We start from the raw sequence: 20162 nt of genomic DNA on the forward strand, positions 1-20162 counted from the left end.
GCTAGCTTCATAAGCCGGTCTTTAAAATTAGGAGGAGAATATATGAACCTCATTTTAATGGGATTACCTGGAGCAGGTAAAGGCACCCAAGCAGAAAAAATCATTGATACGTATGGCATTCCACATATTTCTACTGGAGATATGTTCCGTGCAGCAATGAAAAATGAAACTGCCTTGGGCCTAGAAGCGAAATCTTATATCGATAAAGGTGAACTGGTTCCTGACGAAGTAACAAACGGAATTGTTAAAGAACGCCTTGCTGAACCAGACACAGACAAAGGATTCCTATTAGATGGTTTCCCACGTACACTGGATCAAGCAAAAGCATTAGATACAATGCTTAAAGAATTAAACAAAAAAATTGATGCTGTCATTGACATCCATGTAGAAGAAGATGTATTAATCGAGCGTTTAGCTGGACGATTCATCTGTCGCACATGTGGCGCAACGTATCATAAATTATTCAACCCGCCAAAAGTTGAAGGCACTTGTGATCGCTGTGGCGGACATGAATTCTACCAAAGAGAAGATGATAAGCCCGAAACGGTTAAAAATCGTTTGGCAGTCAACATTGAAAGTAGCGCACCAATCTTAGCTTTCTATAAAGAACAAGGCTTGATGCATACAATCGATGGCAATCGCGAAATCGATACTGTTTTTTCTGATGTGAAAAAAATCATTGACGAAAACTAATTTCCAATTGCCCGCAGTTTAACCCTGTTGTTGTATTCAGTTTCTCTTGCCAAAACATAACTAAATATGGTAGAATATATCAGTCCGACTTCTACAGTTTTGTGACATCAAAATGAATAACGAAGTTAGTTGAGAATTTCTAGGTGGGAGCTGGAGTTTCCGCCGTTTTATCGTGTGAAAACGCGAAACAAGTACAAGGAGGTACTGTGCGTGGCAAAAGAAGATATGATTGAAGTCGAAGGTACAGTCGTCGAAACTTTGCCGAATGCAATGTTTAAAGTCGAACTAGAAAATGGACACCAAGTTCTTGCTACTGTTTCAGGTAAAATCCGTATGCACTACATCCGTATCTTACCTGGTGACAAAGTAACAGTTGAATTATCACCGTATGATTTAACGCGTGGCCGTATTACTTATCGCTTTAAATAATTGTACTCCGTAAAACCACAGGAGGTATTATCATGAAAGTAAGACCATCAGTAAAACCAATGTGTGAACATTGTAAAGTAATTCGCCGTAAAGGACGTGTTATGGTTATTTGCCCAGCAAATCCAAAACATAAACAACGTCAAGGATAATTAGGAGGTGTAACGAATAATGGCTCGTATTGCAGGAGTAGACATCCCTCGTGACAAACGTGTAGTAGTTTCTCTTACTTACATTTATGGTATTGGTAACACTACAGCTAAAAAAGTTTTAGCAAACGTTGGCGTATCTGAAGATGTTCGTGTACGTGATTTAACAAACGAACAAACAGATGCGATTCGTGCGGAAATTGATAAGTTAAAAGTTGAAGGGGATCTTCGTCGTGAAGTGAACTTAAACATCAAACGCTTGATGGAAATCGGTTCATACCGTGGAATCCGTCACCGTCGTGGATTACCAACTCGTGGACAAAACACGAAAAATAATGCACGTACTCGTAAAGGCCCTACTAAAACAGTAGCAGGCAAGAAAAAATAATTCCTAAGTGAAGGAGGTTAGAACTTCATGGCAGCAAAAAAAGTTAGTCGTAAACGCCGTGTCAAAAAGAATATAGAATCAGGTGTAGCACATATCCATTCTACATTCAACAATACAATCGTAATGATTACTGATACACATGGTAATGCATTAGCATGGTCATCAGCAGGATCATTAGGCTTTAAAGGAAGCAAAAAATCAACTCCTTTTGCCGCTCAAATGGCTGCAGAAGCCGCAACTAAAGTGGCAATGGAACATGGACTTAAAACTGTAGACGTAACAGTTAAAGGACCTGGTTCTGGACGTGAAGCAGCAATTCGTTCATTACAAGCAACAGGTTTAGAAGTGACTGCAATTCGTGACGTGACTCCAGTTCCTCATAATGGATGCCGCCCTCCAAAACGCCGTCGTGTTTAATGAGCGCCACTCATTCTGAGTTTGAATTAGGAACGTCATTGAACAAGACACTTTTCGTTTTGAAAGGGGTATAGATAAGAATGATTGAATTTGAAAAACCAAGAATCGAAAAAATTGATGAAAATAGAGATTATGGTAAGTTCGTCGTTGAACCATTAGAACGCGGTTACGGAACTACTTTAGGTAACTCTCTACGTCGTATTTTATTGTCTTCTTTACCAGGAGCTGCAATTACGAATATTCAAATCGATGGTGTTTTACACGAATTCTCAACCATTCCAGGTGTACGAGAAGACGTAACACAAATTATTTTGAATATTAAAGGCTTAGCATTGAAATTATATGCTGAAGAAGAGAAAACCCTTGAGATCGATATTACAGGACCCGCTACCGTGACTGCCGGCGATATTATCGTGGACAGTGATGTTGAGATCCTAAATAAAGATTTAGTTATCTGTAGTGTTGCTGAAGGAGCTACTTTCCATGCTCGCTTAACAGTGAAACCTGGTCGTGGCTATGTTCAAGCAGACGAAAACAAAAAAGAAGATATGCCAATCGGTGTACTTCCAGTTGATTCCATCTACACACCCGTTCGTCGTGTTAACTACCAAGTAGAAAATACACGTGTTGGTCGTCGTGATGATTTCGACAAATTAACAATGGAAATATGGACAGATGGTTCAATCATTCCTCAAGAAGCACTAAGTTTAGCTGCGAAAATCATGACTGAGCATTTAGATATCTTTGTAAACCTTACTGACGAAGCGAAAAACGCTGAAATCATGGTGGAAAAAGAAGAAACTCAAAAAGAGAAAATGCTAGAAATGACGATTGAAGAACTTGATTTATCAGTTCGTTCATATAACTGTTTAAAACGTGCAGGCATTAATACTGTACAAGAACTTACAAACAAATCTGAACCAGAAATGATCAAAGTACGTAATTTAGGTCGTAAATCTCTTGAAGAAGTAAAACTTAAATTGCATGATCTAGGATTAGGATTACGTAAGGACGATTAAGACTTTTACGAAGTTTCCAGTCCTGCTTAACAGCAGTGGCTCGTGAGAACAGAAACGAAGGAGGGAACCCAACGTGAGTTACCGTAAATTAGGACGCACATCAAGCCAACGTAAAGCTATGCTACGTGATATTACAACTGATTTAATCATCAACGAACGCATCGTAACTACTGAAGCTCGTGCGAAAGAAGTACGTTCAACTGTAGAAAAAATGATTACTTTAGGTAAACGTGGAGATCTTCATGCACGTCGTCAAGCAGCTACTTTCGTTCGTAATGAAGTTGCTAGTGTTCGTGAAGAAGATGAGTCTATCGTTGTTGAATCAGCTTTACAAAAGCTATTTAACGATTTAGGACCTCGTTTCGCGGAACGCCAAGGTGGTTACACTCGTATCTTGAAGACAGAACCAAGACGCGGCGATGCAGCACCAATGGTAGTTATCGAATTTGTTAAATAATTAATAAACCGATCACTTTATAGATGTTTCTTTTAGAGTGTTATGATGTTGGAGGCGACTCCGAGTCTAGCTCTGCTTTCCCTGCTAAAGATGGCTTTAGCAGGGGAGCACTCATCATATAAAGGTGATTTTTTTTTGCTTTGGGAAAACGCTGTTTTCTCAAAGCTTTTTTGTTTCTTAAAAGCATTGCAGAAGCTTTTCCGGTTTGTTATACTGGTTATTAATTGGAATTTTCAGATAATTAAACATCTGAGTTAGTAGAAGGGGGAATTATATGTCGCAAATGTTTGCTTTTTCGTTGCTGATGGTTATTTTATACATTGGTGATGTAGTTTCTATCAAAACAAAAGCTTGGATTCCATCTGTTTTTGTTTGTGGTGTTTTATTTATTCTTGGTTATTGGACTATTTTTCCACAAAATATTGTGGAAGTGGCAGGGATTCCTACAGTGGTTGCCACTTTATTAATGTATCTGTTGATTACTAATATGGGCACTCTGCTCTCTGTTAAAGAATTGGTTAATCAATGGAAAACGATTGTGATTGCTTTGTCAGGTATTCTGGGCATTATTGCCTTGTTATTAGCTGTAGGGACTTTTATTTTTGACTTAAAAACAGTTTTAGTTGCAATCCCGCCGTTAGTAGGAGGTTTAGTTTCTTCATTAGTAATGTCAGAAGCGGCTCAATCAGCTGGTTTAGCCTCACTTTCAGTTTTGGCAATTTTAATTTATGTCATTCAAGGGTTTGCTGGTTATCCCTTAACTTCAATTGTTCTAAAAAAAGAAGGAAAGCGGAAGCTTCAAGAATATCGAGCAGGGACATGGCAGCCGGTTCATGAACAAGAGGGGCAAAAAACAGGAGCAGAACCAGATGTGCCTAAACTATTTGAAAAAGTACCCAAACGATATCATACAGATTATTCACGAATTTTACGTCTAGCCTTAGTTGCCACACTCGCTTATTATGTTTCTGTGTGGACGGCACCGTTTGTGACGATTAGTCCTTTTGTGCTGTGTTTATGTTTTGGCGTGATTGCAACGTCTTTAGGCTTTTTAGAAAAGCAACCATTGCAGAAAGCAAATAGCTTTGGTTTTGCGATTTTAGGGTTAATGCTTTTTGTCTTTGATGGCTTAAAACAAGCCACACCTGAAATGTTGATGGATTTATTTTTACCAATGATTGGGATTATTGTGATTGGTGTTATCGGGATGTACATCTTTTCAGCAATTGTTGGTCGTGTATTAGGTGTGAGTAAAGAGATGGCATTCGCTGTTTCGTTGACAGCTTTATATGGCTTTCCAGCCGATTATATTATTACGAATGAAGTGATTCAATCATTGACAGAAGATGAACAAGAACAGGCGGCTTTAACGAGCCATTTAATGCCACCGATGTTAGTGGCAGGTTTCGTAACAGTCACCATTGTTTCGGTTATTTTAGCGGGTATTTTTTCAAGTATTTTATTAAGTTTGTAGAAACGGGGCGTAAGTATGAAAAAAATCAAAGCACTAGTCAAGCAGCATGCACAAGAAATGATTGCTTTTCGACGGGATTTACACCAACATCCAGAATTACAATTTGAAGAATTTCGAACGACAGAAAAAGTCGCGGCAGTTCTTGATCAATTAGGAATTACTTATCGCAAAACAGAACCGACGGGTTTAATTGCTGAAATTGTGGGCGGCAAACCAGGCCGAGTGGTTGCGCTGCGGGCTGATATGGATGCCTTACCTGTACAGGAATTAAATGAAGATTTAGCTTATAAATCTTTAGAAGCTGGCAAGATGCATGCATGTGGGCATGATTCCCATACCGCGATGTTAGTAACAGCGGCTAAAGTATTAAAAGAAATCCAGGAAGAACTTCAGGGAACAGTAAGATTAATTTTTCAACCATCTGAAGAAAATGCGCAAGGTGCTAAAGCAATGGTTGCGCAAGGCGCAATGACCGGTGTTGATGATGTATTTGGCTTACATATCTGGTCACAAATGCCTGTAGGAACCGCTTCGTGTCGAGTGGGCTCAAGTTTCGCATCCGCAGATATTTTTTCTGTTGATTTTAAAGGCCGTGGTGGCCATGGTGCCATGCCAAACGCTTGTATTGATGCGGCAGTCATAGCTTCTTCTTTCGTGATGAGTCTGCAAACGATTGTTTCTCGAGAGACAGATCCTTTAGATCCAGTAGTTGTCACGATTGGACGGATGGATGTGGGGACCCGTTTTAATGTGATTGCTGAGAATGCACGTTTAGAAGGAACGGTTCGTTGCTTTAGTGTAGCAACGCGTAATCGAGTAGAACAGGCGCTGCAACGCTATGCGGAACAAACAGCCGCTATTTACGGTGGGACGGCTTCGTTAGATTATCAATATGGAACGTTGCCAGTGATTAATGATGAGCAAGATGCCTTGTTTGCTCAAACACTAATTAAGGAAAATTTTGGTGAAGCGGCCTTAAGACAAGAAGAGCCGACAACCGGTGGTGAAGACTTCAGTTATTATACTGAACATGCTTCTGGTTGTTTTGCCTTAGTGGGAAGTGGTAATCCAGAGAAAGATACGGAATGGGCACATCACCATGGTCGTTTTAATATTGATGAAGATGCGATGGCAATGGGTGCTGAGTTATATGCCCAATATGCGTTTGAATATTTGAAGACACATTTTTAAAAGAAAATCAGTAACTTCTTGTTTTATGAGAACAAGAAGTTATTTTTATGAAAAATAGACCTGTCAAGACAGATAAGAGCTCCCATAATGACCGTTCTTTTGGTATAATAAAAAATAGTGTGAAGAATCAGAACAGATGATTGAAAAAACGCTACTTTTTTGGTAGTGTTAGAAAGAATAAATAGATTGAGGGAGTACGCGATGCAACCAATCATTGAACTAAATAATATCCAATTTAATTATCAACCAGAAGATGCTTCTCCCGCTTTAAAAGATGTGTCTTTTTCCATTCAACAAGGCGAATGGGTCGCTATTATTGGCCATAATGGTTCTGGTAAATCAACGTTAGCCAAAACGATCAATGGTCTGTTACTGCCAGCTGCTGGGACTATCAAAGTTGGCGGCAAAGAATTAAATGAAGCAAACGTCTGGGATATCCGGCGTATGGTAGGAATGGTTTTTCAGAATCCAGATAACCAATTTGTCGGTTCAACAGTCGAAGACGATGTGGCTTTTGGTTTAGAAAATCAAGGTATTCCGCGTGATGAAATGGTCGAACGTGTTCACGATGCATTAGAACGGGTTCGTATGTTAGATTTTGCCAAGCGAGAACCTGCTCGGCTATCTGGCGGCCAAAAACAACGAGTAGCTATCGCTGGTGTGGTTGCTTTGCGACCAGATATTATTATTTTAGACGAAGCGACAAGTATGTTAGATCCAGAAGGTCGTGCAGAAGTAATTGCTACCATTCAAAAGATTAAAGAAGAAAGCAATTTAACAGTTATTTCTATTACCCACGATATTGATGAAGCGGCTAATGCGAATCGTATTTTAGTGATGCGCCAAGGACAATTGACAAACGAGGGAACACCAGAAAAGATTTTTTCTGCAGGAGAAGCGCTTGTTGAAATGGGCTTGGATTTACCGTTTCCTGAAAAATTAAAAGTAGCTTTGAAAGAGCGTGGCGTTGTTGTGCCAACGAATTATTTAACAGAAGAAGGGATGGTGGATTGGTTATGGACATCCGTTTTAAACAAGTAGATTTTACTTACCAACCCAATACTCCTTTTGAGCAACGGGCATTATTCGATATTAATTTAACGATTCAAGACGGCTCTTATACAGCGATTGTCGGTCATACTGGCAGTGGCAAATCAACGTTATTACAACATTTGAATGCTTTGGTGAAACCAACTAAAGGCCAAGTGACAATTGGAGAGCGTGTAATTACGCCAGAAACTGATAATAAGAATTTAAAACCAATTCGTAAAAAAGTTGGGATCGTTTTTCAATTTCCAGAAGCACAATTGTTTGAAGAAACAGTGGAGCGAGACATCGCTTTCGGACCGAAAAACTTTGGTGTTTCAGACGAAGAAGCGAAAAAATTAGCTAAGAAAATGCTTGATTTAGTCGGCTTAGATGAAAAATACTTACAACACTCTCCGTTTGAGTTATCAGGTGGTCAAATGCGCCGTGTCGCAATTGCTGGTGTACTAGCGATGGAACCAGAAGTCTTAGTATTAGACGAACCGACTGCTGGTTTGGATCCTAAGGGTCGTAAAGAAATGATGGAGATGTTTAGTCGTCTGCATAAGGAACATAATATGACCATCGTTTTAGTGACACATTTGATGGATGACGTGGCTAATTACGCAGATCATGTGATTGTTTTAGAAAAAGGACAAATCGTCCGAGCGGGAGCACCACAAGAAGTGTTTCAAGAGACACAATGGCTGAAAGAAAAACAATTAGGCGTGCCAACTGCAGCCGAATTTGCTGAAAAATTAGTGGCAAAAGGCTTTTCTTTTGAGCAATTACCATTAACGGCCGATCAATTAGCCGATCAGCTTCTGAAAAAAATGCAGGAAGCAGGTGAGGCAAAATGATGAATAAATTGATTTTTGGGCGCTATATTCCAGGTGATTCTTTTATCCATCGTTTAGATCCGCGCGCAAAATTATTAGCTAGTTTTTATTTTATTGGAATTATCTTTTTAGCAAATAATTGGCAGAGTTATGTTTTAATAGCAGCTTTTACTGCTTTTGCTATTTCATTATCAAAAATCAGCGCCCGCTTCTTTATCCGCGGTGTTCGGCCATTATTATGGCTAATTCTGTTTACTGTGGCTCTTCAAACCTTGTTTACACAAGGGGGGGAAGTGTACTTTCAGTGGGGAATTATTTCCATTACCCAGTTTGGTGTGACGAATGGGCTGTTTATTTTCTGTCGTTTTGTTTTAATTATTTTCATGTCAACGTTATTAACTTTAACGACGGCACCATTAGAGTTATCAGATGCGATTGAATATTTGTTACGCCCACTTCGTGTGGTGAAATTTCCAGTTCATGAAGTTTCATTGATGTTATCAATTGCCTTACGTTTTGTCCCAACATTAATGGATGAAACGGAAAAGATTATGAATGCCCAACGTGCCCGTGGTGTTGATTTTGGCGAAGGAAACTTACTTCAAAAAATGAAAGCTATTGTTCCACTTTTGATTCCGCTTTTCGTAAGTAGTTTTAATCGTGCGGAAGACTTAGCGACTGCCATGGAAGCAAGAGGTTATCAAGGTGGCGAAGGACGGACAAAATACCGCATTCTTCATTGGCACCTACGAGATACAATAGTAATGTTTGGCTTTGTCTTGTTAACCATTGGCTTATTTGTATTAAGAACTTAGAAAAGGTGAAGAAAAATTATGCCCCGCTATAAAGCAATCATTGCCTATGATGGCACTCATTTTCATGGCTTTCAAAAGCAGCCTAATGAGCGTACCGTTCAAGAAGAAATAGAAAAAACGTTAGCACGCATGAATAACGGACACTCCGTGACGGTTTTTGGTTCAGGACGAACAGATGCAGGGGTTCATGCAATGGGCCAAGTGATTCACTTTGATTATCCGCAGGAACGTCCGTTGGAAAAAATGCGCTTTGCGTTAGATACACAAACACCAGAAGACATTGCTGTGCGAAGCGTGGAACGTGTTTCAGAAGACTTTCATGCACGTTATCACGTGATCGAAAAAACCTATCAATTTAAAGTGGATATTGGCAAACCGCGAAGTCCATTTCGACGTTTTTATGCCAGTTATTTTCCGTATCCCATTGATCTCGAAAAAATCCAACAAGCTTTACCTGATTTATTAGGCACCCATGATTTTACATCTTTCTGTGCCTCAGGAAGTTCAGTAGAAGATAAAGTCCGAACCATTCATGAAGCCAGTGTTCATGTCAATGAAACGGGGGATGAATTAACATTCACTTTTCGGGGCGATGGTTTCTTGTACAAAATGATTCGGATTTTAGTTGGTACGCTATTGAAAATCGGCAATGGGCGGCTGGAACCAACCGCGATTCCAGCAATTATCGCAGCCAAAGATCGAAATTTAGCAGGTCCGACTGCTCATCCAGAAGGATTGTATTTAGCAGAAGTGAAATATGAAAACTAAAAAGACGTAGACCTTACAAGAAAAGGTCTGCGTCTTTTTAGTTGCAAAATTTAGATGTATTTAACAGCTGTTCCGTAAGCCACGACAGATTGCATGTCTGTGCCAATTGTGCCAGAATCAAAACGCATCATCACAACGGCATCTGCACCTAATTTAGAGGCTTCTGCTTTTAAACGTTCGATTGCTTGGTCGCGTGCTTCTCGTTGCATATCAGTGTAACCTTTGATTTCACCGCCAACTACGCTTTTTAGTCCAGCACCTAAATCTTTAAACATATTTTTAGAACGTGTGGTTAACCCGAAAACTTCTCCAATAATTTCATATTCTTGACCGCTAATTCTCTCGGTTGTTGTAACTAACATGGGCAATTTCCTCCAGTACTTGTTGGTAACTTCAATTTACCATAGTCAAGAGTTTGGTACAACGAATATACATAAAAACGACACTAGAAAAGATGCGCTTCCGCATTTTTTCTAGTGTCGTTTTGGTAAGAATTAATCAAGAATAGGATCTTTTTTAGAAATCATGACCCAAACCCAACTAATTAGAAAAGCAACCGTTGCTGGAACGACCCAGCCCATGCCAATAGTGAACAATGGTAAGTATTGGCCGGCTTTTTCTAAAAGCGTTGTTACAAACGCCGTATCTTTGATAAAGGCAGGCGCGCTATTTAATGCATCTAAAACAGCAGCAATCAATGTGATATAGGTCGTTGCTTGATAGACTTCCCGTCGATGTTTGAAAATAGGACTGATGATTACCAAAAGCATTAAAGTAATCGCCAATGGATAAAGGAACATCAAGACTGGAACGGCAAATTGAATGATGTTGGTTAAGCCGACATTTGCAAAAATAGCTGGTAAAATAACAACAATTGCCAAGAATTTTTGATAGGAAACTTTCGGAAACATTTCTTCAAAAGTCTCAGAAAAGGCTGTGCTTAAGCCGATACCAGTTTTTAAACAAGCAAGAACTACGATAAAAGCCAGTAAAATACTCCCTGGTAGGCCTAAATAGTAATTGGCAATTTGGGCTAAGGCAATCCCGCCGTTTTCACTGATTGGAAAAGCCCCGATACTCATTGTTCCCATATAAGCAAGTAAGGTATAGATAATCCCCATCAATACAACACTGAAAGCACCTGATTTAATCATTCCTTTAGCGATATCTCCTGGTTTTTCGACGCCCATATTTCGTAAAGTGGAAACGACAACAATCCCAAAAGCTAATGAAGCTAAAGCATCCAACGTATTATAACCTTCTGTAAATCCTTTAAAAAAAGGACTTGAAATATAATTTTCACCAACAGCGGCACTGGCCACATGACCTAATGGTTTTACAAAGGCTAAAACAATCAAAATTCCTAGCAATGCTAAAAATAACGGATTTAAAAATTTACCCACATAATCTAAGATTTTACTTGGCTTTCTAGAGAAGAGCCAAACAGCTAAGAAAAATAATGCGGAAAAACCAGCAAGAACCAGCCATTGCAAGTCTTTCGGAACAAATGGTGCAAGACCAATCTCAAAAGAAGTAGTTGCTAACCTTGGTAAAGCAAAGAAAGGACCAATCGTTAAATATAATAGTAAGGTAAAAATAAGAGCATAACGACGATTAATCCGAGAAGCTAAGTCAAAAACACCTGAACTTTTAGAAACACCCATAGCAATGACACCAAGAAAAGGTAAGCCAATTCCAGTGGCTAAGAAGCCCAAGTTTGCTAAAAAGACGGAAGCCCCCGCTTCTTGTCCCATATGTACAGGGAAAATTAAATTTCCAGCACCGAAAAACAAACCGAATAACATTGAACCAACGTATAGATAATCACGCCAAACTAACTTTTTTTGCATAGATTCACACTCCTTAATATTGTCTTATTATTTAAAATAACAGAAGAAGAAACAGAGAGCAACCAGTTTTTATAGAAAACATTGGTTTTCTTATTTTTCTATGAAATAAGCATACTGATAATCATCACAATAGTGTCCATTTATATAAAATTCTTCTTTAAAATGTGCTTCCTGCACAAAACCATGTTTTTCATAGAATCGAATGGCTTCTTGATTGGTAGCCATTACTCGCAAACTCAGCTTATGAATCCCGCTTATCTGAGCCATATCTTTGACATACGACAGCAAAGAACCGCCAATCCCTTGTCCTTGGAAATCTGGCGAAACGCCAATACTTAGTAGCCATTGCTTTTGATGAGCTGCTAACGAAGTGGGCGGATGGACTTCAATAAATCCAGCGAGTTGTTGTCCGCTGATGGCAACAAAAATCGTTTCATCTTTCATTTTTTCCTGATATGCCGCAAGCGAGAGTGGTTGTATCTCGGCAGGGGTATTCTTTTTTGTCCAAATGATTTGGTCCAAGGCATGTAATGCGGGCCAATCTGCTTCGGCAACTAAGCGAATAGTGAGTGAGGTAGACAAGATAATAGGGCTCCTTTTTCTGAAATTTTAAAATATAAAAAGACTATAGCATTTATTGTCTGAAAATTCAAATACTTTTAAAACGAAAAGAAAAATGGCTGCACCTTTTCGATAAAATCAAAATATGCTACCATAGCTACCAGAGGATAGATGGTAAAAAAGAATCTATCTAAATGGAGGGTATGTTTGTGAAAAAAATGGCAGTATATTGTGGCGCCAGTCTGGGGAATGAGCCAATCTATCAGCAAGCTGCAGTAGCGTTAGCCGCTTGGATGAAAGAAAATCACTATGATCTAGTTTATGGCGGTGGCAATGTTGGTCTAATGGGTACGGTGGCTGACACGCTTTTGGCAGAAGGTGGAGAGGTAATTGGTGTCATGCCCACTTTTTTAATGGAACGAGAGATTGCACATAATGGCATTACAAAGATGCATACAGTCAGTGATATGCATGCGCGTAAGAAAAAGATGATTGAATTGGCAGATGTGTATTTAGCTTTACCCGGTGGTCCCGGCACGCTAGAAGAAATTAGCGAGGTGATCTCTTGGGGCCGAGTCGGTGAACATATGAACCCTTGTATTTTATACAACGTGAATGGTTACTATGATTTATTAGCTGCTTTTTTTGATAAAATGGTAGAAACTAATTTCTTAACAGCGGCGGATCGAGCTAAAATTTTCATTTCAGATTCCTTAGAAGAAATTGGTGCATTTATTGATTCCTATGAACCGCCAATGATTCGTCAATACAAAAAATAACAAAAGAGGCAGTCACTCTAATCAGAATGACTGCCTCTTTTTTACTAGTTTTTCGTTAGAATCCGATGTAAGAACTCTTTTGTCCGAGCTTCTTTTGGATGGACAAAAATATCTTCAGCGGTCCCTTCTTCGGCAATGACACCTTTATCCATGAAAATAACACGATCGGATACGTCCCGCGCAAATTCCATTTCATGTGTTACAATCACCATTGTTAGCCCTGTATGGGCAAGATTTTTCATCGTTTTTAGCACTTCGCCAACCATTTCAGGATCCAATGCAGAAGTTGGTTCATCGAAAAGTAAAACATCTGGATCCATTGATAATGCTCGAGCAATGGCTACCCGTTGCTTTTGTCCACCGGATAATTGAGCAGGTTTGGCATCAATAAAACGAGCCATGCCAACTTTTTCTAAATTTTCTAAGGCAATTTTTTTGGCTTCTTCTTTGTTTCTTTTTAGGACAGTCATCTGACCAGAAGTACAGTTTTCTAAGACATTCATGTTATTAAATAAATTGAATGATTGGAAAACCATACCTAAATGGGTCCGATATTTGGGCAAACTATAACCACGTTCTAAAACATTTTTACCATTATAGATGATTTTACCATCTGTTGGTTTTTCTAACAAATTAATACAACGTAATAACGTTGATTTACCAGAACCAGAAGAACCGATAATGGTGACAACTTCTCCTTTATTGACGTTCATATTGATATCTTTTAATACTTCGTTTTCGCCAAAGCTTTTTCGTAAATGTTCAATTTCAATAATTGCACTCATCTGTTTGCCTCCTAGCTTTCTTTTCCTTCTTCAGTTAATTCTTCTACTTTAACGTAAGCAGAAGGGCCATCCATTTTACGTTCCACAACACGTAAGATTCGTGTAATCACAAAAGTCATTACCAAGTACATGATGCCGACAATTGTAAAGGTTTGGAAGAACTGGAAGTTTGCGCCAGAAGCAGCATTCCCTTGGAAGAATAAATCTGCGACACCGATAACACTTAACACGGCTGTATCTTTGATATTAATGACAAATTCATTCCCTGTTGCAGGTAAAATATTACGTAATACTTGGGGAATAACGACTTTACGCATTGTTTGTCCATGGGTCATCCCAATCGCTTGTGCTGCCTCGAATTGTCCTTTATCTACTGCGAAAATACCTCCGCGAACAATTTCAGACATATAGGCACCAGTATTCACAGAAACGATAAATAATGCGGCCACTGTTCGGTCTAAAGAGATGCCAAAAGCTAGAGCTAAACCATAGAAAATAACCATTGCTTGAACCATCATTGGTGTACCACGGAAAACTTCAATATAAATAGAAAGAATTAAATTTCCTAATTTTTGGAAGAAACGAGCGACTGGGTTTTCAGAATCTGGAATTGTACGGAAGACACCAATTAGTAAACCAAGGGTTGTTCCGACAACTGTCCCAATTAACGCGATAAATAGCGTTAAACCAGCACCACGTAAAAACATGTCGCCATATTGATTCCAAATATTTTTGAAATCGTTAATAAGTCCTGTTTTTTGTTCATCACTATCTGTTGCTGCAGGTTGATCCTTGATTGCTTGGTCCATAATTTTTGTCCGTTCATCTTGAGAAATACCTGCTAAAATTTTGTTTACTTTTTCAATGTCTGGATCGCCTTTACGCATGCCGACTGCTACTTGCGAGTCTTCAGCGCTAGCATCAAAGCCATTTTCTTTTGGAAATTCTAACATTTTTAATTCTTTATTGACACTAGTTGCTGTTATGCCTTCAGGGCGTTCACTAACATACCCGTCAATCATGCCAGAAGCAAGTGCTGTTCGCATAGCTGAAAAGTTATCCATTGCTTGCTGTTTATTGACATTTGGAATTTGATCAATTAATCCGTAGTGGAATGTATTTAGTTGAGCCGTAATTTTAGCATCAGCTAAATCTTTCAAGCTTTTTGCATTAGCGTATTTGCCATCTTTTTTTACAATTACGACAAATTGTGATTCATAATAAGGGTTTGTAAAAGCAATTTCTTTTTTTCGTTCAGCGGTTGGGCTCATTCCGGCGATAATGGCATCAATTTTTCCAGATTGTAAGGCGGGCGCCAAGCCATCCCATTTGGTTTGGACGATTACTAATTTACGACCTAAACCATCGGCAATTTTTTTAGAAATTTGAACATCATAGCCGCCTGCATAAGAGTTGCCTTGAATAGGCACTGCGCCATGTGCGTCATTTTTCTGTGACCAGTTAAAAGGGGCGTAGCCAGCTTCCATGCCGACACGAAATTCACCATTTTCCTCCGCCGAAGCGTTGGTTGTCATGCCAAGTAACGAAAATAGCGTGACAAGTAGTAGACTGAATGAAAAAACTTTTTTGTTCATCTTTTTCTCTCCTTTAAATTTCTTGTCTGATTGATCGTTTTGTCTTTTTTCAATCAACAAGCTTTGATAATCAGCTGAGCAAAAGCGATTCTGTCTTTTTAAAGGAGAATACTTCTGTCACAACCTATTTTTGAATACAAAAAAACAACCAAACAGATGTAAGGTTGCTAGGTAATGTCGAAAAAAATTCCTCAACGAAACATAGCACAACTTAGCATCACTACTAAGACAGTCCGCAAGCTCTTAACTTACGTCCCAACACACAACAGAAGAGGCTCCGTTATGCATTTCGGCGATTGATCCTAAACTTGCTTCCCAGTGTCCTCTCACTCCACAAGCGTAATAAAAACCGCGACCTCTACCTCTTTTTTGAGGCACTATTCAGTTATTAAATTCAGTTATTAATTTTAGGATAAATCCAGAAGAAAGTCAATATGTTCCAGCAAAGGAATTTATCAAGAGGACACAAACACCATGAAATTAGCGTAACATTTTCCCTACGAAATAGAAACTAATACGAAAAAAGCAACCATTCCTAAAGGAACAGTTGCTTTTTACTTAAGCTTTGACAGCTTTTGGTTCACGACCTAAAATAGCTTGAAGAACAGTCAATACACCTAAAGAAGCTAAAATTGTATAAATTAGACTTGAGTAAGTTAAGATACCGAAATCCCAAGTTTTGTAAACTAATAAAACAATTGCTAAGGCGATAATAGCGATAACGTTGAAGAACGCAAAAGCCCAAAGATTTCCGTTTTCTTTACGAGAAAGATAAAAAACAGAGAACCAAATGCTTAAAACGCCCCAAGCGATGCAGGCAATAATTGCAGCCCAATAAATAATAAATGCGACCATTGTTGTTTCACCTCACTTTTACTCATGCATATTTTACCACGAGTTGAGAAATTTGTCACAAACTCTTTCAAGATAAATCAATATATAGGTAAGAAGTTTTCAAAAAGTGGAAAAACTTTTGGTGCTAATGTTAAAATACGTTATAATATAGAAGATTAGGAGCTGAATCGATATGCAAGATATCACGCAAGCTGAGGCAATTCATTGGTTGGCAACCCAAAAAAAAATCACATTTTTAACAGGTGCGGGTATCTCGACAGCCTCAGGTGTGCCAGATTATCGTTCCTTAAAAGGTGTCTATCAAGGAATCCAGCAACCGGAATACTTATTGAGCCGGACTTGCTTAAAAACAGAGCCAGAAAAGTTTTATCAATTCGTTAAAACGCTCTATCATCCAGACGCACAACCTAATATCATTCACCAGAAAATGGCACAATTAGAGCAAATGAAACGGGGAACAATTGTTTCACAAAATATTGATGGGCTTCATCGAAAAGCAGGTAGCCAAGAAGTGGTGGACTTTCACGGTAATTTATATGAATGTTATTGCCAAACTTGTGGTGCAACGGTTCCTTGGCAAGACTATTTGCTTAGTGATCGGCACGCAGACTGTCATGGACAAATCCGTCCAGCTATTACTTTGTATGAAGAAGGCCTATCCGAAGAGGCAATCGAAAAAGCCATTCAGGCCGTTGCTTCTGCCGACTTAATCGTGATTGTCGGCACGAGTTTTCAAGTGCATCCATTTTGCGATTTGATTCATTATAAACAACCAACGGCAACTATTTTAGCCATTAATCAAACGCCGCTATTTTTACAACAACCTTATTATTTTTTAGAAGCGAAAGCCGAAACGATATTTGCAGAATTAACGATAAAGGAGTAACGGAATGGAAGAATTTAAATCAGAAAAAGAAAAAATGATCGCAGGTGCACTATATTTTGCCTCAGATCCTGAATTAGTGGCTGATCGCAAAAAAGCCCGTGAACAAATGGCGTTAATTAACCAACAACCAGACACTTATATTCGTCGTCAATTAATAGAAGAAACGTTTGGAAAAGTGGGTGTCGGGACGTACATCGAACCGATGATTCAATTTGATTATGGCTACAACATTTCTGTGGGAAAAAATTTCTATGCCAATTTTAATAACGTTTTTTTAGATGTTTGTCCAATCGAAATTGGCGATAACTGTATGTTTGGCCCCAATGTGCAACTTTATACAGCCGAGCATCCATTACAAGCGGCCAAGCGTAATAGCGGAATGGAATCAGGGAAACGAATTATCATTGGCAACAATGTTTGGATTGGCGGTGGAGCGATTGTCCTTCCTGGCGTAACATTAGGTGATAATGTAGTGGTAGCAGCAGGCGCTGTTGTGACCAAATCGTTCCCAGAAAACTGTGTGATCGCAGGTAATCCAGCACGGATAATTAAAGAATTGACTGAAGATGACGCCCCAACAACTTCTTTAGAACAACAACGAGCAAAGATTAACCAAATCGATAAGGAACTGGTCCGTTTATTAGAACAGCGGATGGATGTCGTCGCAGAGATTGCTGCAGTGAAAAAGAAAGCAGGTCATGCGGTTTTTGATTCTGAAAGAGAACAACAAGTATTAGAAACTATTCTGAATCATGTTGAAAATGCCGAGTATGAAGAAACATTATCTGAGACTTTCCAGGGGATTATGGACGCCTCTAAACGTTTCCAAGAAAAACATTTAGGAGAGTGAGGCGAAGGTCGTGGATGGAGAAATCAGAAGAAGAGAGATTGTTAAAAGGTTAAGAGAGACCGAAAAGCCAATTAGTGCCACTCGTTTTGCAAAAGCTTTTGATGTCAGCAGACAAATTATTGTAGGAGATGTCGCTCTATTACGGGCGACAGGGGTCGAAATTGTCGCAACAGCTCGAGGGTATATGTTGGAACAACCTTTAGAAGGAATTGAACGGAAAATTGCTTGTCAACATACACCTGAACAAACGAGAGAAGAATTGTCAGTCATTGTTGCCAAAGGTGGAGAAGTGGTAGATGTGAGTATTGCACATCCGCTTTATGGGGAATTAATCGGCAGTTTGCGCATTCAATCAGAGAAAGATATTGATAAATTTATGGACAAGTATCAAAAAGAGCATGCTACATTACTATCAGTTTTAACAGGAGGCGTCCATCTGCATACTATTCGCTGTGCAGACGAAGAAACTTTCCAAGAAATCAAAGAGGCACTTCGAAAAAAAAGTATTTTGTTTGAAGGATAACGAGAAAAAGAGAGGACGTTGATGTTTGTTCAAGCCCTTTCTTTTTTTTCTTAGAAAATTACCAAAAAAAGATAGAAGAATTTGTGAATTTTCTTCTATTTTTTTAACTTTTTGCTAGAAATTTTTTATGAAACAGTATACTATTAAAAAAGGAGCCATTTAAACAATAACTATGTCAATTATTATGTTGGTACATAAAAATAAATGGAGAAAAATAAAAAAGGAGAATGAGTATGAAAAAACAATTTGCCATGTTCTCTACCTTATTACTTTTAGGTTCATCAATGCCAGTAGGCGCATTTGCAGAAGGTAATAACTTGGTAGCTGAAAATAGTTCTGTTGCAGAAACAACCGCAGAAGCAACAACTGCTGAAGACACTGAAACGACAGCGACTAGTGAAACAACAGAAGCGACAGAAGAATCAACAACTGAAACAGAAAGTTCAACCGAATCAAGTGAATCTACAACCACGGAGTCCACGGAAACGTCAGGAACCGAAACGACAGATTCCACAACGGATTCAACATCCACAAGTACGACAGAATCGACTACTGACTCCACCTCAACGAGTACAACAGAGTCAACCACAGATTCTACGTCAACAAGTACAACTGAATCAAGTACCACGCCGACGACCACACCAAGTTCTTCTAAAGAACAGCCAAAACCTGGCACGAGTACTTCTGAATCAAAACAGCCGGCGAAACCAGTGACACCAACAGCGCCAGCTGAAAAGCCAGTAGAACAACCAGCAGCGTCAACACCGCAGCCCGAAATAGTCCCACCAGTTACAAATGCAACGGTTGGGTTAGTGGAAGACGATGAGACGTTTACGGTCAGCAAAACGAAGAAGACAGAAGAGTTTATTCAAGAAATCGGTGAATCTGCTCGGAAAGTGGCCAAGGACAAAAACTTATATGCTAGTGTGATGATTGCTCAAGCAATTTTAGAAAGTGGCAGCGGCAATAGTAAATTAAGCCAGAAACCAAACTACAATTTGTTTGGTATTAAAGGCGATTACAAAGGTCAATCTGTTTCTTTTATTACCTATGAAGACAATGGTTTCGGTAACCTATACACAGTAGAAGCAAAATTCCGTCAATATCCAACGTATAAAGAATCAATGGAAGATTATGCGAAATTATTGAAAAATGGTTTAGATTCCAATAAAGATTTCTATCATGGTGTCTGGAAAACGGAAGCCAAATCATACAAAGAAGCGACACGTTTCCTAACAGGAAAATACGCAACGGACAAAGATTACCATAAGAAATTAAATGCGTTAATTAAAACATACGATTTAACTTATTATGATAAAGAAAAAGCAACCGTTGAACCAATGGAATCAAATTTCCCAGCCTATAATGGCAAAAACTATGACACCTTTAATAGTTATGCTTGGGGCAACTGTACACAATATGTCTACAACCGTATTACGCAATTAGGTAAACGTGTGGACTTAACAATGGGGAATGGTCAAGATTGGGGCGAAACAGGTCGTGCACGCGGGTACAAAGTAAGTCGTACACCAAAAGCAGGCGCAGCAGTTTCCTTCCCAGCTGGCGTTTTAGGCGCAGACAATACTTATGGTCATGTCGCATTTGTGGAAAAAGTCTTTAAAGATGGTAGCATCTTAATTTCTGAAATGAACGTGAAGGGATTAAACGTTGTTTCGACACGTACAATCTCAGCCGATGAAACACATTTAATGAACTATATCGTTCCAAAAGATAAATAAAAAAATCAGCTCTTTGTCAATAAGAACGAATGAGTTGGAAAAATCAAAGCTAGCACTGAAGAAGCAATTTTAATTCT

The 20162-nt window shown here is 39.0% G+C and carries 25 protein-coding genes and 1 riboswitch; of the genes, 19 read left to right on the top strand and 6 right to left on the bottom strand.

Annotated features, from left to right (window positions below; genetic code table 11):
* The first annotated feature begins 42 nt into the window (after positions 1-42).
* The 14 genes from IGL42_RS00805 to truA all read left to right on the top strand — a co-directional run bounded on the left by IGL42_RS00805 (position 43) and on the right by truA (position 9662).
* Entirely contained in the window at positions 43-693 is a 651-nt protein-coding gene (locus IGL42_RS00805) for an adenylate kinase (RefSeq protein ID WP_002356223.1), read from the top strand.
* 210 nt (positions 694-903) lie between these two features.
* Positions 904-1122 (top strand): translation initiation factor IF-1, encoded by a 219-nt coding sequence (gene infA, locus IGL42_RS00810; RefSeq protein ID WP_002356224.1) that lies wholly within the window; start codon positions 904-906, stop codon positions 1120-1122.
* Between the two features lie 32 nt (positions 1123-1154).
* Entirely contained in the window at positions 1155-1271 is a 117-nt protein-coding gene (gene rpmJ, locus IGL42_RS00815) for a 50S ribosomal protein L36 (protein WP_002288710.1), read from the top strand.
* Between the two features lie 19 nt (positions 1272-1290).
* Entirely contained in the window at positions 1291-1656 is a 366-nt protein-coding gene (gene rpsM, locus IGL42_RS00820) for a 30S ribosomal protein S13 (RefSeq protein WP_002356225.1), read from the top strand.
* A 27-nt stretch (positions 1657-1683) separates the two neighbouring features.
* Entirely contained in the window at positions 1684-2073 is a 390-nt protein-coding gene (rpsK, locus tag IGL42_RS00825; RefSeq protein ID WP_002356226.1) for a 30S ribosomal protein S11, read from the top strand.
* A gap of 80 nt (positions 2074-2153) precedes the next feature.
* Positions 2154-3092, top strand: coding sequence for a DNA-directed RNA polymerase subunit alpha (locus tag IGL42_RS00830; protein ID WP_002356227.1), 939 nt, complete (start codon positions 2154-2156; stop codon positions 3090-3092).
* A gap of 73 nt (positions 3093-3165) precedes the next feature.
* Positions 3166-3549, top strand: coding sequence for a 50S ribosomal protein L17 (rplQ, locus tag IGL42_RS00835; protein WP_002356228.1), 384 nt, complete (start codon positions 3166-3168; stop codon positions 3547-3549).
* Between the two features lie 45 nt (positions 3550-3594).
* The gene (locus tag IGL42_RS00840) at positions 3595-3807 is read left to right on the top strand and encodes a hypothetical protein (RefSeq protein WP_002411018.1); all 213 of its coding nucleotides are present in this window, start codon (positions 3595-3597) and stop codon (positions 3805-3807) included.
* A 16-nt stretch (positions 3808-3823) separates the two neighbouring features.
* Positions 3824-5023, top strand: a complete 1200-nt coding sequence (locus tag IGL42_RS00845) for a hypothetical protein (protein ID WP_010710978.1) — start codon at positions 3824-3826, stop codon at positions 5021-5023.
* A gap of 15 nt (positions 5024-5038) precedes the next feature.
* Entirely contained in the window at positions 5039-6214 is a 1176-nt protein-coding gene (locus tag IGL42_RS00850) for a M20 family metallopeptidase (protein ID WP_010710979.1), read from the top strand.
* Positions 6215-6415: 201 nt separating this feature from the next.
* Positions 6416-7255, top strand: coding sequence for an energy-coupling factor ABC transporter ATP-binding protein (locus IGL42_RS00855; protein WP_002359354.1), 840 nt, complete (start codon positions 6416-6418; stop codon positions 7253-7255).
* The gene (locus tag IGL42_RS00860) at positions 7231-8100 is read left to right on the top strand and encodes an energy-coupling factor ABC transporter ATP-binding protein (RefSeq protein WP_002381364.1); all 870 of its coding nucleotides are present in this window, start codon (positions 7231-7233) and stop codon (positions 8098-8100) included. The genes IGL42_RS00855 and IGL42_RS00860 overlap by 25 nt, the downstream gene beginning before the upstream one ends.
* Complete coding sequence (locus IGL42_RS00865) at positions 8097-8894, top strand: energy-coupling factor transporter transmembrane component T family protein (protein WP_002373841.1); 798 nt, start codon at positions 8097-8099, stop codon at positions 8892-8894. The genes IGL42_RS00860 and IGL42_RS00865 overlap by 4 nt, the downstream gene beginning before the upstream one ends.
* 18 nt (positions 8895-8912) lie before the next feature.
* A complete protein-coding gene (gene truA / locus IGL42_RS00870) occupies positions 8913-9662 on the top strand; it encodes a tRNA pseudouridine(38-40) synthase TruA (RefSeq protein WP_002356237.1) in 750 nt (249 codons plus the stop codon).
* A 50-nt stretch (positions 9663-9712) separates the two neighbouring features.
* Here the strand turns inward: truA and IGL42_RS00875 are convergent, their stop codons facing one another.
* The 3 genes from IGL42_RS00875 to IGL42_RS00885 all read right to left on the bottom strand — a co-directional run bounded on the left by IGL42_RS00875 (position 9713) and on the right by IGL42_RS00885 (position 12094).
* On the bottom strand, positions 9713-10024 hold the full coding sequence (locus IGL42_RS00875; protein WP_002381365.1) for a heavy metal-binding domain-containing protein: 312 nt from the start codon (positions 10022-10024) through the stop codon (positions 9713-9715).
* Positions 10025-10156: 132 nt separating this feature from the next.
* On the bottom strand, positions 10157-11512 hold the full coding sequence (gene brnQ / locus IGL42_RS00880; protein ID WP_002361550.1) for a branched-chain amino acid transport system II carrier protein: 1356 nt from the start codon (positions 11510-11512) through the stop codon (positions 10157-10159).
* Between the two features lie 90 nt (positions 11513-11602).
* A complete protein-coding gene (locus IGL42_RS00885) occupies positions 11603-12094 on the bottom strand; it encodes a GNAT family N-acetyltransferase (protein ID WP_002367642.1) in 492 nt (163 codons plus the stop codon).
* A gap of 173 nt (positions 12095-12267) precedes the next feature.
* Here IGL42_RS00885 and IGL42_RS00890 point away from each other — a divergent pair, with 173 nt between their 5' ends.
* Positions 12268-12852: a TIGR00730 family Rossman fold protein gene (locus IGL42_RS00890; RefSeq protein ID WP_002394583.1), complete on the top strand. Its 585-nt coding sequence runs from the start codon at positions 12268-12270 to the stop codon at positions 12850-12852.
* A 44-nt stretch (positions 12853-12896) separates the two neighbouring features.
* Here IGL42_RS00890 and IGL42_RS00895 read toward each other — a convergent pair whose 3' ends face one another.
* The 3 genes from IGL42_RS00895 to IGL42_RS00905 form a co-directional block, all read right to left on the bottom strand.
* Entirely contained in the window at positions 12897-13637 is a 741-nt protein-coding gene (locus tag IGL42_RS00895) for an amino acid ABC transporter ATP-binding protein (protein WP_002356242.1), read from the bottom strand.
* Between the two features lie 11 nt (positions 13638-13648).
* Positions 13649-15232: an ABC transporter substrate-binding protein/permease gene (locus tag IGL42_RS00900; protein WP_002381368.1), complete on the bottom strand. Its 1584-nt coding sequence runs from the start codon at positions 15230-15232 to the stop codon at positions 13649-13651.
* A 194-nt stretch (positions 15233-15426) separates the two neighbouring features.
* A riboswitch (Lysine riboswitch) is annotated at positions 15427-15601 on the bottom strand.
* A gap of 189 nt (positions 15602-15790) precedes the next feature.
* Positions 15791-16087 carry a hypothetical protein gene (locus tag IGL42_RS00905; protein WP_002356244.1) on the bottom strand — a complete coding sequence of 99 codons (297 nt, stop codon included), beginning with the start codon at positions 16085-16087 and terminating at the stop codon, positions 15791-15793.
* Positions 16088-16259: 172 nt separating this feature from the next.
* Between IGL42_RS00905 and IGL42_RS00910 the strand changes: the two genes are divergently transcribed.
* The 4 genes from IGL42_RS00910 (at position 16260) to IGL42_RS00925 (ending at position 20085) form a co-directional block, all read left to right on the top strand.
* Complete coding sequence (locus IGL42_RS00910) at positions 16260-16973, top strand: NAD-dependent protein deacylase (RefSeq protein ID WP_010710981.1); 714 nt, start codon at positions 16260-16262, stop codon at positions 16971-16973.
* 4 nt (positions 16974-16977) lie between these two features.
* A complete protein-coding gene (locus IGL42_RS00915; RefSeq protein ID WP_002363448.1) occupies positions 16978-17823 on the top strand; it encodes a chorismate mutase in 846 nt (281 codons plus the stop codon).
* A gap of 10 nt (positions 17824-17833) precedes the next feature.
* Entirely contained in the window at positions 17834-18346 is a 513-nt protein-coding gene (locus IGL42_RS00920) for a transcription repressor NadR (protein WP_002356248.1), read from the top strand.
* A 227-nt stretch (positions 18347-18573) separates the two neighbouring features.
* Positions 18574-20085 (top strand): glucosaminidase domain-containing protein, encoded by a 1512-nt coding sequence (locus tag IGL42_RS00925; protein ID WP_025191915.1) that lies wholly within the window; start codon positions 18574-18576, stop codon positions 20083-20085.
* Positions 20086-20162 lie beyond the last annotated feature (77 nt).

Source organism: Enterococcus sp. DIV0712 (genome assembly GCF_050554855.1).
Taxonomy (GTDB): domain Bacteria; phylum Bacillota; class Bacilli; order Lactobacillales; family Enterococcaceae; genus Enterococcus; species Enterococcus faecalis.

Coding starts and splice junctions, on each gene's coding strand:
- IGL42_RS00805 (WP_002356223.1), top strand. CDS start 43: ATGAACCTCATTTTAATGGGATTACCTGGAGCAGGTAAAGGCACCCAA.
- rpmJ (WP_002288710.1), top strand. CDS start 1,155: ATGAAAGTAAGACCATCAGTAAAACCAATGTGTGAACATTGTAAAGTA.
- rpsM (WP_002356225.1), top strand. CDS start 1,291: ATGGCTCGTATTGCAGGAGTAGACATCCCTCGTGACAAACGTGTAGTA.
- rpsK (WP_002356226.1), top strand. CDS start 1,684: ATGGCAGCAAAAAAAGTTAGTCGTAAACGCCGTGTCAAAAAGAATATA.
- IGL42_RS00830 (WP_002356227.1), top strand. CDS start 2,154: ATGATTGAATTTGAAAAACCAAGAATCGAAAAAATTGATGAAAATAGA.
- IGL42_RS00840 (WP_002411018.1), top strand. CDS start 3,595: ATGTTGGAGGCGACTCCGAGTCTAGCTCTGCTTTCCCTGCTAAAGATG.
- IGL42_RS00845 (WP_010710978.1), top strand. CDS start 3,824: ATGTCGCAAATGTTTGCTTTTTCGTTGCTGATGGTTATTTTATACATT.
- IGL42_RS00850 (WP_010710979.1), top strand. CDS start 5,039: ATGAAAAAAATCAAAGCACTAGTCAAGCAGCATGCACAAGAAATGATT.
- IGL42_RS00855 (WP_002359354.1), top strand. CDS start 6,416: ATGCAACCAATCATTGAACTAAATAATATCCAATTTAATTATCAACCA.
- IGL42_RS00860 (WP_002381364.1), top strand. CDS start 7,231: ATGGACATCCGTTTTAAACAAGTAGATTTTACTTACCAACCCAATACT.
- IGL42_RS00865 (WP_002373841.1), top strand. CDS start 8,097: ATGATGAATAAATTGATTTTTGGGCGCTATATTCCAGGTGATTCTTTT.
- truA (WP_002356237.1), top strand. CDS start 8,913: ATGCCCCGCTATAAAGCAATCATTGCCTATGATGGCACTCATTTTCAT.
- IGL42_RS00875 (WP_002381365.1), bottom strand. CDS start 10,024: ATGTTAGTTACAACAACCGAGAGAATTAGCGGTCAAGAATATGAAATT.
- brnQ (WP_002361550.1), bottom strand. CDS start 11,512: ATGCAAAAAAAGTTAGTTTGGCGTGATTATCTATACGTTGGTTCAATG.
- IGL42_RS00890 (WP_002394583.1), top strand. CDS start 12,268: ATGGAGGGTATGTTTGTGAAAAAAATGGCAGTATATTGTGGCGCCAGT.
- IGL42_RS00895 (WP_002356242.1), bottom strand. CDS start 13,637: ATGAGTGCAATTATTGAAATTGAACATTTACGAAAAAGCTTTGGCGAA.
- IGL42_RS00900 (WP_002381368.1), bottom strand. CDS start 15,232: ATGAACAAAAAAGTTTTTTCATTCAGTCTACTACTTGTCACGCTATTT.
- IGL42_RS00905 (WP_002356244.1), bottom strand. CDS start 16,087: ATGGTCGCATTTATTATTTATTGGGCTGCAATTATTGCCTGCATCGCT.
- IGL42_RS00910 (WP_010710981.1), top strand. CDS start 16,260: ATGCAAGATATCACGCAAGCTGAGGCAATTCATTGGTTGGCAACCCAA.
- IGL42_RS00915 (WP_002363448.1), top strand. CDS start 16,978: ATGGAAGAATTTAAATCAGAAAAAGAAAAAATGATCGCAGGTGCACTA.
- IGL42_RS00925 (WP_025191915.1), top strand. CDS start 18,574: ATGAGTATGAAAAAACAATTTGCCATGTTCTCTACCTTATTACTTTTA.